Genomic DNA, 13973 nt, shown 5'->3' with positions numbered 1-13973 from the left:
TTATTGCCCAAAAACGAAATTAGGGATAGGAAGAGCGAAGGGTAACGTTCAGGATAACTCTTTCGATGACCGCTGAAGTCGATATTTATCAAGATCTTAAGGTGCGGCTGATCTCGAACGGATTCGAACACGGGGCCAAGCTTCGGGCGGAAGACTTGCGGAAAGAATACAAATGTTCGGCCAGTTCGGTTCGTGAAGCCCTGTTCCGGCTTGCTGCTGTGGGCCTTGCAGATTTTCAGGAACAACGCGGGTTCCGCGTGCCGCAACGCGCGCCCCAGAAGTTGATCGAACTGACCCACGTCCGCATTCTGCTGGAAGCAGAGGGAACCGCATTGTCGATCCAAAACGGCGGCGTCGATTGGGAGGCACGCCTAACCGCAGCTCATCACAAACTAAGTCACATCGAAAGGCGCATCCGCGACAAAGACGATCCGAGTGACCTGATCGACATCTGGTTCGCCGCTGAGAAAGAGTTTCATGAAACTCTGATTTCAGCCTGCGGATCAGAGACGCTGAAACAAATGCATGGACGCGTCTATGCGCAATTCCGGCAACAATTGATGGTCGCGGATCGCCGGTTCGAGTTCATTTCGATGAATATCGAACATCACGCCAATATTCTTGAGGCTGCGCTTTCAGGCGACCCGAAGCTGACCCAACAGAAAATACACGACCACCTGAAACGGCACCTGACCGGCGAAACGCTGGACGCTTAGAAATTCAGGTCATCTTCCAGATAAATTCGGATGATCTCTTCAAAACTGGATTCGGCCCTGAAACCAAGATTTAGCGCGCGGTCGGTTTGAAAATCGCGTGGCCAGTTCTTGACAATGGCTTCGATGGCCGGGTCCGGCACGTGTTTGATCCTGTCCACGGCCTCCTGCCCTGCCACATTGCGCAGCGCCTCGATCTGTTCGGCGACCGTGCAACTGATGCCGGGCATATTCAGCGCATGGCGGCCCTGCAAAAGTCGGATTTCCAGATCGGCAGCATGGGTCAGGAACTGGGCCGCTGACCGAGGGCTGGCGTGCCAGTGGCGAACGGTATCAGCGACCGGCAGGATCGCCTCGGCACCGTTCAGCGGCTCACGGATAATGCCCGAGAAGAACGATGAGGCCGCAGCATTGGCCTTGCCGGGGCGCACGCACAGGGTCGGCAGGCGCAGCGACAGGCCGTCGATATACCCTTTGCGGCTGAAATCCGTAATCAACAACTCGGACGCCGCTTTCTGCGCGCCATAGCTGGTCAAAGGTGCCGACAGGAATTCGTCGTCGATCTTGTCCGGGAAGGGCGCCCCAAATACGGCGATGGAAGAGGCAAATACAAACCTGGGCCGGTATTCCCCTTCAGATGCGTCATGTTCAACTTTCAGAGCGTTCAGTAGCGCCCATGTGGCCATCAGATTGACATCCCAACCCAAGGCGAAATCCGTTTCCGCCTGACCTGACACAATAGCTGCGAGGTGAAACACCAAATCAGGCCGACGGGCCGCCAAATCCTGTGCTGTGCCCATCGCAGCAATATCGCCTGCTATCTGCGTGCCAACGACCCCGTTGGGCGGAAAGGATTGATCGAACAGCGTAAGTTCGACGTCAGTGCCAAAAACCTGCTCGGTCCGGATGCGCTGTGCCAGTTTCTGGCCCAACATTCCGCCGCCACCTATGATCAGTATCTTTTTCACGTGATACCCCCGTTCCGTTGCTTTAGTTTCTTAGACAAAGCCACGTGATCCAATGCGGCCTCATCCTTTTCTTCAATCAAGTTGTCAAAACAGCCGCAAGGTGATCAGAGCACGTGGCGATTTTTGCGCTTTTTTCCCAGTGACGGTCCGGGCCGCGGAATCTACCAGAAACAATTGGTTTTCCTCCAAGGGCCGTACCATTCCGGTCAGCTGTTCCAGATTGTCTGACGAATAGAGCCCAGCACCCTGACCCCAAGCTGGGACGCGATTGATCCTTGCTTCATTCGCCAGTTCCTTTTGGAGCGCCTGCCCGGCGCTCTATTGTCACATTTCCCGGCGCGGCAAATGATAGCGCTAATAATTCTTACTTTGAGGTCTTTTTGGCACTATTAAGATTGAAAATCCACTTTCGATTCGTCTTCATAATCTCGAAATCATGGAAAGTTTCGAAAAGGGTTCAAATCAAACCAACCCGATAGTGCTAGCTGCGAAAGCGCTGGCACCGGGCACGCAATTCGGTTTGCGGTATTTTGCGCGCAGAAGTCGCAATGACCACAAACCAAACCGATCTAAAGGACGGGGAATTCGGCCGATGACAAAAAAGATAAACAAAGAAGACCTGCGATCGCGCAAATGGTTCATGAACTCCGAAAACCTCGAGATGACAGCGCTGTATCTTGAGCGGTACCTGAATTACGGCCTAACGCGGGAAGAGCTTCAATCCGGCAAGCCCATCATCGGGATCGCCCAGACCGGCAGTGACCTGAGCCCCTGTAACCGCCATCACATTGAGCTGTCCAAACGTGTCCGCGACGGCATCATTGCGGCCGGCGGCACCTGTATCGAAATCCCTGTTCACCCGATTCAAGAAACGGGCAAGCGGCCCACGGCCTCGCTGGATCGCAATCTCGCCTATCTGTCGCTGGTCGAGAGCCTCTATGGCTACCCGCTGGATGGAGTGGTTCTGAATATCGGCTGTGACAAGACCACCCCGGCGCTGTTAATGGCGGCCGCAACGGTGAACATTCCCGCCATCGCCCTGTCCGTCGGCCCGATGCTGAACGGTTGGTGGAAGGGCAAGCGCGCCGGATCCGGCACCGTGATCTGGTCCGCGCGCGAAGACTTGGCGGCGGGCAATATCGACACCGATGAGTTCATGGATATCGCCGCCGCCGCCGCCCCGTCCGTTGGCTATTGCAACACCATGGGCACCGCGACGACGATGAACTCTTTGGCCGAGGCGCTGGGGATGCAATTGCCCGGATCAGCAGCCATCCCGGCCCCTTATCGTGAACGTGGCCAGATCAGCTATGAAACCGGGCGTCGGATCGTCGAAATGGTATGGGAGGATCTACGCCCCAGCGATGTCATGACCCGCGAAGCCTTTGAAAACGCCATCGTCGTGAACTCGGCCATCGGCGGCTCGACCAACGCTCCGATCCACCTGAACGCGGTTGCCCGCCATCTGGGTGTGCCGCTGGACAATGACGACTGGCAGAATTTGGGCCATGACGTGCCTCTGCTGGTCAACCTTCAGCCAGCTGGTGAGTATCTGGGCGAAGACTACCAACATGCGGGCGGTGTTCCCGCCGTCATTGGCGAACTGATCGCCGCCGACATGCTGCCGCATCCCAATGCGGTGACGGCCAATGGCAAGACGATGGGCGAAAACTGCGCGGCACGCCGGTCGTTGAACGATGACGTCATCAAGCCGGTCAGCGCTCCGATCAAGGAACAGGCCGGGTTCATCAACCTGTCGGGCAACCTGTTCGAAAGTGCGATCATGAAGACCTCGGTCATTTCGCCCGCCTTTCACAAGGCCTATCTGTCGAACCCCGAGGACCCCAACGCGTTCGAAGGGCGCGCGGTCGTCTTTGATGGCCCCGAGGATTTCCACCACCGCATTGACGATCCATCCGAGAATATCGACGCCAATTGTATCCTGATCATGCGCGGGGCTGGCCCCAAGGGATATCCGGGCGCGGCCGAGGTGGTGAACATGCGACCGCCGTCCTACCTGTTGAAGCAGGGTATCGAAGCTTTGCCCTGCATCGGCGACGGGCGGCAATCGGGCACTTCGGGTAGCCCCTCGATCCTGAACGCGGCGCCCGAAGCGGCGGCAGGTGGGGGCTTGGCTCTGGTCCAGAACGGCGACCGCCTGCGCATTGACTTGGGCAAAGGCACGGCCGACATGCTGGTGCCGCTGGACGAGCTGCACGAACGCGCCCGCGCGCTAGAGGCCAATGGCGGCTATGAAATGCCACCCCATCAGTCACCGTGGCAGGAAATCTTCCGCGAAAAGGTGGATCAACTGGATCGCGGGATGATCCTGAAAGGGGCGGAAAACTACCGCGACATCGCCCGCAAATTCACCCCGCGCGACAATCACTGACACCTCTCGGCGGGGCGCAAACCCCGCCCATTTACAGATAAAAAGGTGCGCCACGATGCCCGACCTCCTGCAAATCGGAAATATCACCGAGCGGATGCAATCCCGCCTGTCTCCGGCCTTCAACATTCATCAGTTGGATCAATACGAAGCCGCAGACATCACACATGTCATCACAAACGGGCATGCCGGCATCCCGACCGATCTGATGACGTCTTTGCCAAACCTCAAGGCGATCAGCGTCTATGGCGTCGGCTACGACGCGGTTAATGCCAAGGCTGCCGCGCAGCTGGGTATTGTCGTAACCCACACCCCCAATGTGCTGAATGACGAGGTCGCCACAACCGCCGTTCTGCTGATGCTGTCCTGCTACCGCGAGCTAGTGCGCGACGATGCCTATGTCCGGTCTGGTCGGTGGGAGGCTGAAGGCAACGCGCCCCTGACCCGTTCGGCTGATCGTCAAAAGATCGGCATTCTGGGTCTGGGCCGCATCGGTCAGGCGATTGCGGACAAGCTGGCCCCTTGGTCGCCCGAGATCTCGTACCATTCACGCAGCCAAAAGGATGTACCTTATCAGTATTTCGGCTCCTTGGTGGATATGGCCGCGCATGTGGACGTTTTGATCTGCATCACGCCGGGTGGGCCCGCGACGAACAAGCTGGTCAATGCCGAGGTGCTGAAAGCCTTGGGCCCGGCAGGCACGCTGATTAACGTCAGCCGAGGCTCGGTTGTGGACGAAACGGCCCTGATCGAGGCGCTGCAACAGGGCGATCTGGGCTGGGCCGGGTTGGACGTGTTCGAAAAAGAGCCACACGTGCCGCAAGCGCTACGCGATCTGCCGAATGTCGTATTGCTGCCACACGCCGGAAGCGCGACGGTTGAAACCCGCGCCGCCATGGGCGACCTGACGGTCGACAATTTGCTGCAACACTTGCAGGATGGATCGGTATTGACGCCCGTTCCGGAATGCAAGGACCTATAGCGGGCCACTCTGGCGCATGATCGAATTCGTCATTGCGGTGTTATTTCTGTTGATCACGCCCGGTCCGGGCGTGCTGACAACGGCGGGGATCGGGTCGGCTTTTGGGTTTCGCGCTGGCTTTGCGTTTGTCGCCGGGTTGATGCTGGGCGGGTTCATCAACATGCTGCTGGTGATCTCGGGCGTTGCCGCTGTGGCCTTGGCTGTGCCCTTCCTGAGGACAGTGTTGCTGATCGCGTCGGTGAGCTATCTGGTGTTTCTGGCATGGCGCATCGCAAGTGCCGGGTCGCGTGTGGGATTTGCACCTGCTGCGACGCCGCTTGGGTTTCTGAACGGGCTGACGCTGCAATTCATCAACCCTAAAGCCTATGTCGTCAGCACTGCGCTGTTTTCCGGGTTCGCCTTTTTGCCCGACGCCCCGATCTGGGAGGCAGTGATCAAGATCATCCTATTCAACCTGATCTGGGTGCCCGTGCACCTGATCTGGCTCAGCGCCGGGGCGAAACTTGGCAGTTTGGATATCAGCGAGACGTGGCACCGTCGGATAAACCTGGCAATGGCGGCCTCGTTGCTGGCGGTGGTTGGGATCGCCCTGGTTTCGGCCGTCTGAATGCGACCGGTGTCTTGGGATACGCCATGCAAATGCGGCCTGCGGGCACCCGCTTTGGACAAATTTACTTGGTTGAAGGAATGATATTTGGTCAAGTGATCCGAGACAGAACAGGATGACAATGCGAAACGAAACTCTCGACATACGCGGTGACTATGAAAAGAACGGATATGTTTCGCCGCTGGATATTCTGACTCCAAGCGAAGCGCAAAGGTTGCGCGACGACTTCGAAAGGGCCGAAGACGCAGTTTCGGACGACAGCCAGCGACTGAAACTGCTGTATTCCTATCCCGATCGGCTGATACCCTCTTTTGATGCGTTATTGCGCCATCCTAATGTGATTGCTGCAGTCTCGCCTGTTCTGGGCCCCGATCTCATGGTCTGGAGCGGCGCCCTATTCATCAAAGAAGCGCGGTCGCCCAAAATTGTCTCGTGGCATCAGGACCTGACATATTGGGGTTTGGACGATGCACAGGAAGTCACCTGTTGGGTAGCCCTCTCAGAGGCGTCCGAGCAAAGCGGCTGTATGCGGTTTGTTCCCGGCAGCCACCAGAACCGTATCGTCCCACATGTGGACACTTTCGATGAGAACAACCTGCTGTCGCGCGGACAGGAGATAGCGGTGAATGTCGACGATGCCGACACGGTTGCCGCCGCGTTGCACGCTGGTCAGGCTTCGATCCACCACGGCCATCTGTTTCACGCTTCGGGCCCCAACCAAACAGATGATCGCCGGATCGGCGCCGCCCTTCGTTTCATCAAACCGTCGATGAAACAAAAGAATGACGCGCGTACTTTGGTCGCGCTGGTTTCAGGCCAGGATGAATTCGGACATTTCGAAATTGCGGCCGCACCACGGGGGTTTCTGCATGAAGACGATTTTGCCTTATGCCAGCAGGATGCCGACAGAAAGAAGGAAATCCTGTTTGAAGGCGTCTAAAACCGGGCAGGAAGGCCACCGTTTTCGCTGGGGTGAATCTTACAAGGCGTACAATGTGAGGGGGAAAATAAAATGACAAAACCAAATGTTGGCAAACAGGTTACTCCGACCAGTTTTGCGCATGTGGATGGCGGTACACGGGCGATTGGCACAGCAACCGATCGTTGGACAATGTTGTTTGTCTATCGCGGTCGGCATTGTCCTCGCTGCAAACGCTATTTGAACAAGTTAAATGCACGGTTGGTCGATTGGACCGATCGGATGAATGTCATTGTGGTCTCGGCCGATCCTCTGGAAAAGGCTTTGGCAGACCGCGATGAGTTCGGATGGAATTTCGATCTGTGTTATGGGCTTACAGTCCCGCAAATGCGCGATCTGGGCCTGTATGTCTCTGAACCCCTGTCCGAGGCGGAAACCTCGGTTATGTTTGCCGAGCCTGGGACATTCGCAATCCGACCAGATGGCAGTTTAATGCTTGTAGATATCTCAAACGGTCCGGCAGCACGCCCCGATCTGGAGGAGCTATTGGACGGAATGATCTTCAACATCGACAATGACCGTCCCGTCAGAGGCACCGCGTAACCGCGATCTCAAGTGACCCATCAGGGTGGTCAAATTCTCTTTCTTTGGTCCTCGCGTCCAAGGGCCCAGTCCGTCAAGTCTGTCCATGACTCTTCCCGCGGGGGTGGTGAGAACGCGCCGCTGTCCGAGCCTGCGTTTTCACCGGTGCGACTACACGCGAACCTGTCCGAGCTCTATCGCTCCAATGTTGCTAGTCTTGCAAAGGCGTTATCGGACCCGTCGATCCTCACAGGAGCTTTGGAGATCATCCGGGTCCTTATCGAACGGGTCACGGTCTTGCATGAGAGGGACGGCGTTCAGATCGAACTCCAGGGTGCCGTGGCAGCGATGATTGGGTTGGCCCAGAATGAACTAAAGTCGCCGTGAGGCGGCGTGTTCGGCATTTTGTTAACCGTGTTGGTTTCTGGAGTATGCTTTGGCCCACTTGCTTTGAGGTTTTGAGCCTGACGCGGTGGCGACGTTAAGCACTTGATCCGGGGGATCAATTTTAGTCTGACCGGGCTGTGTAGGGGATTTCTGACACTGGTTGCGGGAGCAGGATACCAACGATGTTTGCAGTCTCTGCTCTTTAGTACCGCATAGGCGCAATTCACATACTTGTTCAGGTTCTTCTGAGTCGCGTGACATGTGTCGAGGCTGTTGCACTTATCCTCTATCGTCCGCTTCGCGCTGGCAAACGGACATCCGACAGAAACAGTCAGATGACCGCATCGAGCTCGAAGGAGACGTTTATGGTGTCGGCTCAGACGTACGCATCGGCGGGGCATTTAACATTGTCACCAAAGACGAGCGCCTTTCAGACGTCCCGAGCGAAGAAGCGTGTGATCGTCGGCCTTTCCAAACCGTCAACGGAGTAAGGGCTATCAAATTATTTGAAAAATTAACTAGTACCTTTGAATTCTCTTGCTTTCAATTTGAGTTTCATCGCACGGTGTCGGGCTTCTTCCTGAGGCAGTCCCGGCCAACTTGGTCAGAGAAGACTTATCCCTAATTGGATTGGTCGGGACTACAACCTTGGAATGACCAGTTGCAGGCACCATGCCCATTTGAACAGCCGAAGAGAAGATGAAGACGAAGCTTGTAATTCGTATCTCTTGCCGTCATACACCAATAGCGACCGTTATCGCACCTCGACCAGCTGTCTCCATTGAAGGCTTCAGTCTCGATTGCTCTGACTGACGCCGAGGCCACCGCATTACGCGGGTGGCACAATTCAAAAGGAGACCACGGAATGGCCAATGGCACCGTGAAATGGTTCAACACCACCAAAGGGTTCGGATTTATTGCGCCGGAGGACGGCGGCAAGGATGTGTTCGTTCACATCTCGGCCGTCGAACGCTCCGGGCTTACCGGTCTCGCGGACGACCAGAAAGTGACTTTCGATGTCGAGGCTGGCCGCGACGGTCGCAGCAACGCGACGAATATCGCTCTTGCCTGAGTAAGACCAGGCGGGACGGCTGCGCTAGCTGTCCTGCCAAATAATTTGTATCCCGAGGGTGAAAGTTGTCGTTTATGACAGAAAAGAAGCAACCCTTTTTTCCGAACAAACGGATTTCCAAAGACGAGCAAACTGACCGAGTAGCGCGTGAGATAATCAGCGATGAAAAAGCGGCTCGCGAGGAAAAAACCAAACGGTTGAAGGAAGCCCGTCTTAAACGCGATGCGGAACACTGCGTAGAAGAATGAGCTTAGAAAGCCGATGCCAATTTCCGCGCGTGGTGGACGTTGATCGTATTTATTGTTGGCCAAACGTCAGTTGCGCCGGATCACGTCCTAAGGGACTCTACCGGCATGAAGGAAGCAAAACCAACAGCGAACCGGAAAGAATGAGCCAATTTGGTAGGGGCAAATAAGCTGCAATATTTTTGCGAAAGGATGCCGAGGCTCTCCTTACGTCCCGATCACACGACTTCGCTCGAGGTCATGCGACCGGAACCACCCCATAAAAATGGTTTAGAGAATTATGAGGCTTGCGACACTGCGCAGGTATGAGGTCCACAAGCAAGCACAATTGTTTTTTTGAAAGACAGTTTTCCCGTGCAGACTTCACAATTTCAGGAGTGCCGGATGGACGTAGGCAGAGGTTCGACGGAGAATAGCGATATCCTTTTGCAAATGAACTCTTTCGCCTCACAGCACAAAAAACGTGTCAAAATTACTTGGTGCGATGCTTACTTTGTCATTCAGCGACCTTTTGATTGACTTTGCGCTCGTCAGGCACCAACTGAAGTTCATGTCATTGCTCTGCCGCGTGAGCAGGCGGATTACTATCCGCCCCCGGCCGTGACGTACAGTTTTCCCACATCACGTAGGGGGGACGCCGCCCGACGCGGCTCTCAGCACAATCCGGTGCAGCGAGCGAATGCAAGGGTGCACCCCGACCGGGCGTTCAGATGCGTGCCGGTGAAACCGGACACTTTTTCGGTGAAGGATTAATATGAATTTTGCAGATCTCGGGCTGAACGCCCGCTTTGTCTCACGACTAGACGCCATTGGGCTGAAACACCCAACACCGATCCAAACTAAAGCCGTTCCGCATGCCCTTCAGGGGCGCGACGTTCTCGGCATTGCCCAGACCGGTACAGGAAAGACCGCCGCATTCGGCATTCCGCTGGTTGCGACGCTTTCCCAAAAAAAGGAAAAAGCAGCGGCTAAGTCGGCGCGTGGACTGATCCTGGCTCCTACTCGCGAATTGGCCAAGCAAATCGTCGATACGCTGCGGAACTTGACAGTTGACCTGCGCATCACTCTTGTCGTAGGCGGCAAATCAATCAACGCTCAAGCCCAGCGGTTGTCTCGAGGGACGGACATTCTCGTGGCGACGCCGGGACGTTTGATCGACCTTATGGACCGTTCTGCCGTCGACCTGAACCGCACGCGGTTCCTCGTTCTCGATGAGGCCGACCAAATGCTCGACATTGGCTTCGTCCACGCGCTTCGCCGCATCGCTCCAGCCCTGAACAAAGATCGTCAGACGATGATGTTCTCAGCCACCATGTCCAAATCCATGGCGGCGCTTTCGCGAGATTATCTAAGCGATGCCTTGCGCGTTGAAGCCTCGCCCCCCGGAAAGGTTGCCGACAAGGTATCTCACGCCGTTCACTTCGTGACCAAGGACCAGAAACAAGAGCTTCTCACCTTGTTGCTTGACGCACATCGTGACGACCGCGCTCTTGTGTTCACGCGAACAAAGCACGGAGCCGAACGATTGATGAAGCACCTCGAAAAGGTTGGGTTTGCCGCAATCTCGATCCACGGAAACAAAAGCCAGGGGCAGCGAGATCGCGCCATCGCCGCTTTCAAGAACGGATCGGCGCGTGTTCTTGTTGCCACCGACGTGGCTGCGCGCGGCATCGACATTCCGGGCGTTGGGTACGTCTACAATTTCGAACTTCCGAACGTGCCTGAGAACTACGTCCATCGCATCGGTCGAACTGCCCGCGCGGGCCGCGCAGGTCAGGCCGTCGCCTTTTGCACGGCAGATGAGATGATTGAATTGAAGGCGATCGAAAGGGTTCTTGGGGCGCGCATCGAGGTTGCGGGCGGTGCGCCTTGGCTTGCCGCCGATAGGCCAAAGGCTAAGGCAAAACGGCGCCCCCGCCGACGCTCAGGGAGGAAACCGCAACGCAAGGCAGCGTGAAACCCACGCGCCTATATGAGACACGGCAACTTTGTTAGAGGACACAGGCGATAAGACGGAAACGGACACACGCCGCAGCCTTTCCTTTGCGAAGGCCGGTCGGGGGGCAGACTTTTGGCGAGCAATGCGTTCTTGGGCGCTAGTGCGGCATCGCCGTGCCTTGCGGTCACAAATCAGAAACCGGAAATGATTGGAAAACTATGCAAATATTCGTTCGCGACAATAACATTGACCAGGCACTGCGTGTTCTCAAAAAGAGAATACAGCGAGAGGGCGTTTTTCGAGATCTGAACGCAAAACGGGCTTACGAAAAACCGTCTGAGAAACGTACCCGAAAAACTTCTGAGGCAATCAGGCGTCGCCGAAAACTGGAGCGGAAGAAGGCTCTACGAGAGAACAGCTAAATGCTGGTAAACGTGAAAGAGCAGCGTTGATCACGAGTTGTGACTTTAACTGCGTGCCGGGCTAGAAATTCGCAATTGGACTTCGCAAACTGACATTCTTTCACAGTCTGGATTGTCCGCTCTTCGGTTGTTTGGATTGCAGCCCGGTTCAGCTGACGACTGTATTAGAGTACTCGGCCGTGCAGAGCCACGAGCTGGTGACAGAGATTGGTCACGATGTCCCGGACCGGGTCCGGCAAGTCCTGTTCAACGCCTTCAAGGCAATGCTTCGCAAAGGCTATGCAGCGGCCGGCGCCTTGCCGAACAACAATCCCAAACTCGGCCAGCACACCGCGGAGCATGTTCACGATCTGCGTCCGCTGACGGACAATCAGGTCCCGCACACGGTGCAGCGCGAGGACCGCTTGCTGGTCCGGCGTCTTGATCGCCACGAACCGCATAGACGGCCGTGTCACCGCCTCGCAGATAGCCGCGGCATCGATCGCATCCGACTTGCCACGCTTCACATGGGGCTTCACGTAGGCCGGCGGGATCAGGCGCACCCCGCGTCCGAGCTTTGCAATCTCCCGCGCCCAGTAGTGGCTCGACCCACACGCTTCGATTCCGACCAGGTAAGGCGGCAGGCTCTCAAAGAAACGATGCATTTGCGCGCGCCGAAGCGAACGGTTGAAAACGATCTCGCCCGCCTCATTGACGCGGTGAACCTGAAAGACATTCTTGGCCAGATCCAGGCCAATGGTGGTAACTTGCATGGAGTGGCTCCTCTCTTGCAGATGACAACACCTGCACTATGGCGCATCGCGACGCCGATGGAGCAGGAGCCATCCACCCCATCTGCTTAGCGGTCGCCCAAAAGGATCTTGGTGAACGTCTGCTTTCGCAGAAACCGGCGGCTCGTGCGAAAAGGAGCGAATGCCTGCTAATCGGACTTGGCCGTCATTCGATCTGGAGCCTTCGCTGAAGCAGCATTTGCTCGCGGTCGAGGCATACTTATTGTCGCGGCGCGGCGAGTGTAACCAATCAGGTCATTCGCAGGCGTTGTATTCGCGTTGACGGAAACCGTACCTTCGCCGCAACTCGGTCGGACAATCAAGACGCAGGATATGGCAGGCATTTGAAAATTGGCTCTAGCTTCGTGTTTGAGCTGATCAGGAACGAGGCATCAAGAAGTGCATCTATTTGCTGTTAAGCTTTTTTTGACGAGCATAATCTTGTTTTTCGATACGGGACTCGACGCTACTGCCGAACCCGATAGCCGGAAGCAATGATCCGGTTAATGAGAATGGCGGCGGCCTGGTGTATATCATTGTCTTCGTTGTTGCCGACCGCTGCTTCTTGGGCAGCGGCTGCGTCACGCAGAACTCCCACAATTTCATGTTCGGGCAGGAGCTCACGATCTTTGATTGCAAGCAAAAGCGCTTCACAAATTGAGAGTGCGGCCATTCCAGAGTGGTCTTGCCGGTCAGCCATGGTAGACGTCCTTTTTTAACAGGCGTCCAAGCAAGGAAGCGCCACAATGAATTGCATCATACTGGCATAGATTGCTGTATACTTAACTGATCGAAAGCAGTCTTGGCGTCGGATAGTTTCGCGGGCTGCTCATCGATGAAGGAAGAACACTTGCGCACTATCAAAAACAGTCCACTCACCCGAAAGCTTTCAAACTTCGTCGCTCTTACTGAGGTTGAACTTGCGGCATTGGCACGCCTGCACAAGCGTCGCAGAACCTTTGAAGCCGGACGTGACATTGTGCATCAAGGGCAATCAGAGCAGGCTGCCTACATTCTGGCCTCGGGCTGGGTTTGTTCCTACAAAACCCAGACTGACGGGTCGCGTCAGATCGTCGATTTCCAAATACCGGGTGACTTTCTGGGCTTGCGAAGCGTTCTGCTGCACACCTCGGATCACAGCATAGAACCAATCATGGAAATCCAAGCCATTGAAGTAGTAGTGGATGATCTCCTGGACGCATTTGCGCAAACGCCCCGGCTGGCGACAGCAATTCTTTGGGCGGTCTCTCGAGATGAAGCGATGGTGGTTGAGCACCTGGTCAACATAGGACGGCGAGATGCGGGTGAGCGCATGGCGCATTTTCTATTGGAACTTGGTGTGAGGCTGTCTCAGGTCGGGATGGCAAGCAAGACGGGATACGCCTGCCCACTGACACAATACCACCTTGCCGATGCACTGGGACTGAGTGCCGTACATGTTAATCGTGTCCTACGGCAACTGCGGGAGAAGGGGCTGGTTACTTTTCAATCCGGGCAAGTGGTATTTGATGATTATGAAGGACTGGTGACGTTGGCCGGTTTTGACCCCACTTATCTGGATCAGGCCGGGCCACTGTTGAAGCAATAAGTTCACCCCTACAGCGATGCCGGGATTTTGATGATCGTTGCCTGTTAGAGACGGAATTCGCTTCGGCAGATTTGGGATTTCACTGAAAAAGAAGCGCAAGATAAATGCAGTCCGACTATGGTACTGGATTTCCTGCGCTTCTTAATTACTCGTTAAGAACACGCCAGCAAATATCCCGCCAACACACATCACGTTGCCAGAATCCAAACATCGTTGCACTGACGCAGGTTAGTCAATTTTTGGCGGCACCTGATCCTCGGGCACCAAATGCATTTGAGATTCCAATAAAATCTCAGGTCATTGGCCACAGACTAACATCGATCAGCGCGCGTCTGCCATTTGCACATTATTCTAAATTACAACGCCGGTACTACCGTGGCGCCTACGAGC

14 protein-coding genes and 1 pseudogene are annotated in these 13973 nt (G+C 55.6%); 12 read left to right on the top strand and 3 right to left on the bottom strand.

Annotation, left to right across the window (positions count from 1 at the left end; genetic code table 11):
• Window positions 1–65 precede the first annotated feature (65 nt).
• A complete protein-coding gene (locus tag ACR0DB_RS19250) occupies window positions 66–716 on the top strand; it encodes a GntR family transcriptional regulator (RefSeq protein WP_170770816.1) in 651 nt (216 codons plus the stop codon).
• On the opposite strand, the gene denD is transcribed toward ACR0DB_RS19250, so the two are convergent.
• Window positions 713–1681: a D-erythronate dehydrogenase gene (denD, locus tag ACR0DB_RS19245; protein WP_480552541.1), complete on the bottom strand. Its 969-nt coding sequence runs from the start codon at window positions 1679–1681 to the stop codon at window positions 713–715. The two genes, ACR0DB_RS19250 and denD, sit on opposite strands and share 4 nt — an antisense overlap.
• 592 nt (window positions 1682–2273) lie before the next feature.
• Here denD and ACR0DB_RS19240 point away from each other — a divergent pair.
• The 10 genes from ACR0DB_RS19240 to rpsU all read left to right on the top strand — a co-directional run bounded on the left by ACR0DB_RS19240 (window position 2274) and on the right by rpsU (window position 11225).
• The gene (locus ACR0DB_RS19240; RefSeq protein WP_480552540.1) at window positions 2274–4073 is read left to right on the top strand and encodes an IlvD/Edd family dehydratase; all 1800 of its coding nucleotides are present in this window, start codon (window positions 2274–2276) and stop codon (window positions 4071–4073) included.
• Between the two features lie 55 nt (window positions 4074–4128).
• Window positions 4129–5052 (top strand): 2-hydroxyacid dehydrogenase, encoded by a 924-nt coding sequence (locus ACR0DB_RS19235; protein WP_480552539.1) that lies wholly within the window; start codon window positions 4129–4131, stop codon window positions 5050–5052.
• Window positions 5053–5068: 16 nt separating this feature from the next.
• Complete coding sequence (locus ACR0DB_RS19230) at window positions 5069–5659, top strand: LysE family translocator (RefSeq protein WP_480552538.1); 591 nt, start codon at window positions 5069–5071, stop codon at window positions 5657–5659.
• A gap of 121 nt (window positions 5660–5780) precedes the next feature.
• On the top strand, window positions 5781–6599 hold the full coding sequence (locus ACR0DB_RS19225) for a phytanoyl-CoA dioxygenase family protein (RefSeq protein ID WP_480552537.1): 819 nt from the start codon (window positions 5781–5783) through the stop codon (window positions 6597–6599).
• 72 nt (window positions 6600–6671) lie between these two features.
• Window positions 6672–7181 (top strand): redoxin domain-containing protein, encoded by a 510-nt coding sequence (locus ACR0DB_RS19220; RefSeq protein WP_480552536.1) that lies wholly within the window; start codon window positions 6672–6674, stop codon window positions 7179–7181.
• Window positions 7182–7325: 144 nt separating this feature from the next.
• Entirely contained in the window at window positions 7326–7547 is a 222-nt protein-coding gene (locus tag ACR0DB_RS19215) for a hypothetical protein (protein ID WP_480552535.1), read from the top strand.
• 865 nt (window positions 7548–8412) lie between these two features.
• Entirely contained in the window at window positions 8413–8619 is a 207-nt protein-coding gene (locus tag ACR0DB_RS19210; RefSeq protein ID WP_170482233.1) for a cold-shock protein, read from the top strand.
• Window positions 8620–8693: 74 nt separating this feature from the next.
• Window positions 8694–8867 carry a hypothetical protein gene (locus ACR0DB_RS19205; RefSeq protein WP_480552534.1) on the top strand — a complete coding sequence of 58 codons (174 nt, stop codon included), beginning with the start codon at window positions 8694–8696 and terminating at the stop codon, window positions 8865–8867.
• A gap of 751 nt (window positions 8868–9618) precedes the next feature.
• Complete coding sequence (locus ACR0DB_RS19200; protein ID WP_480552533.1) at window positions 9619–10821, top strand: DEAD/DEAH box helicase; 1203 nt, start codon at window positions 9619–9621, stop codon at window positions 10819–10821.
• Between the two features lie 200 nt (window positions 10822–11021).
• On the top strand, window positions 11022–11225 hold the full coding sequence (gene rpsU / locus ACR0DB_RS19195) for a 30S ribosomal protein S21 (protein WP_480552532.1): 204 nt from the start codon (window positions 11022–11024) through the stop codon (window positions 11223–11225).
• Window positions 11226–11398: 173 nt separating this feature from the next.
• Here the strand turns inward: rpsU and ACR0DB_RS19190 are convergent.
• Both ACR0DB_RS19190 and ACR0DB_RS19185 read right to left on the bottom strand, forming a co-directional pair.
• Window positions 11399–11977, bottom strand: a pseudogene (locus tag ACR0DB_RS19190) (IS110 family RNA-guided transposase); the annotation flags it as partial.
• Window positions 11978–12461: 484 nt separating this feature from the next.
• The gene (locus tag ACR0DB_RS19185; RefSeq protein ID WP_170356893.1) at window positions 12462–12695 is read right to left on the bottom strand and encodes a hypothetical protein; all 234 of its coding nucleotides are present in this window, start codon (window positions 12693–12695) and stop codon (window positions 12462–12464) included.
• Between the two features lie 135 nt (window positions 12696–12830).
• On the opposite strand from ACR0DB_RS19185, the gene ACR0DB_RS19180 reads away from it, so the two are divergent.
• Complete coding sequence (locus ACR0DB_RS19180; RefSeq protein WP_170356894.1) at window positions 12831–13583, top strand: Crp/Fnr family transcriptional regulator; 753 nt, start codon at window positions 12831–12833, stop codon at window positions 13581–13583.
• Window positions 13584–13973: the final 390 nt, after the last annotated feature.

This window comes from Ruegeria sp. AB6 (genome assembly GCF_056542685.1).
This window is presented reverse-complemented; position numbering and strand designations above follow the sequence as displayed.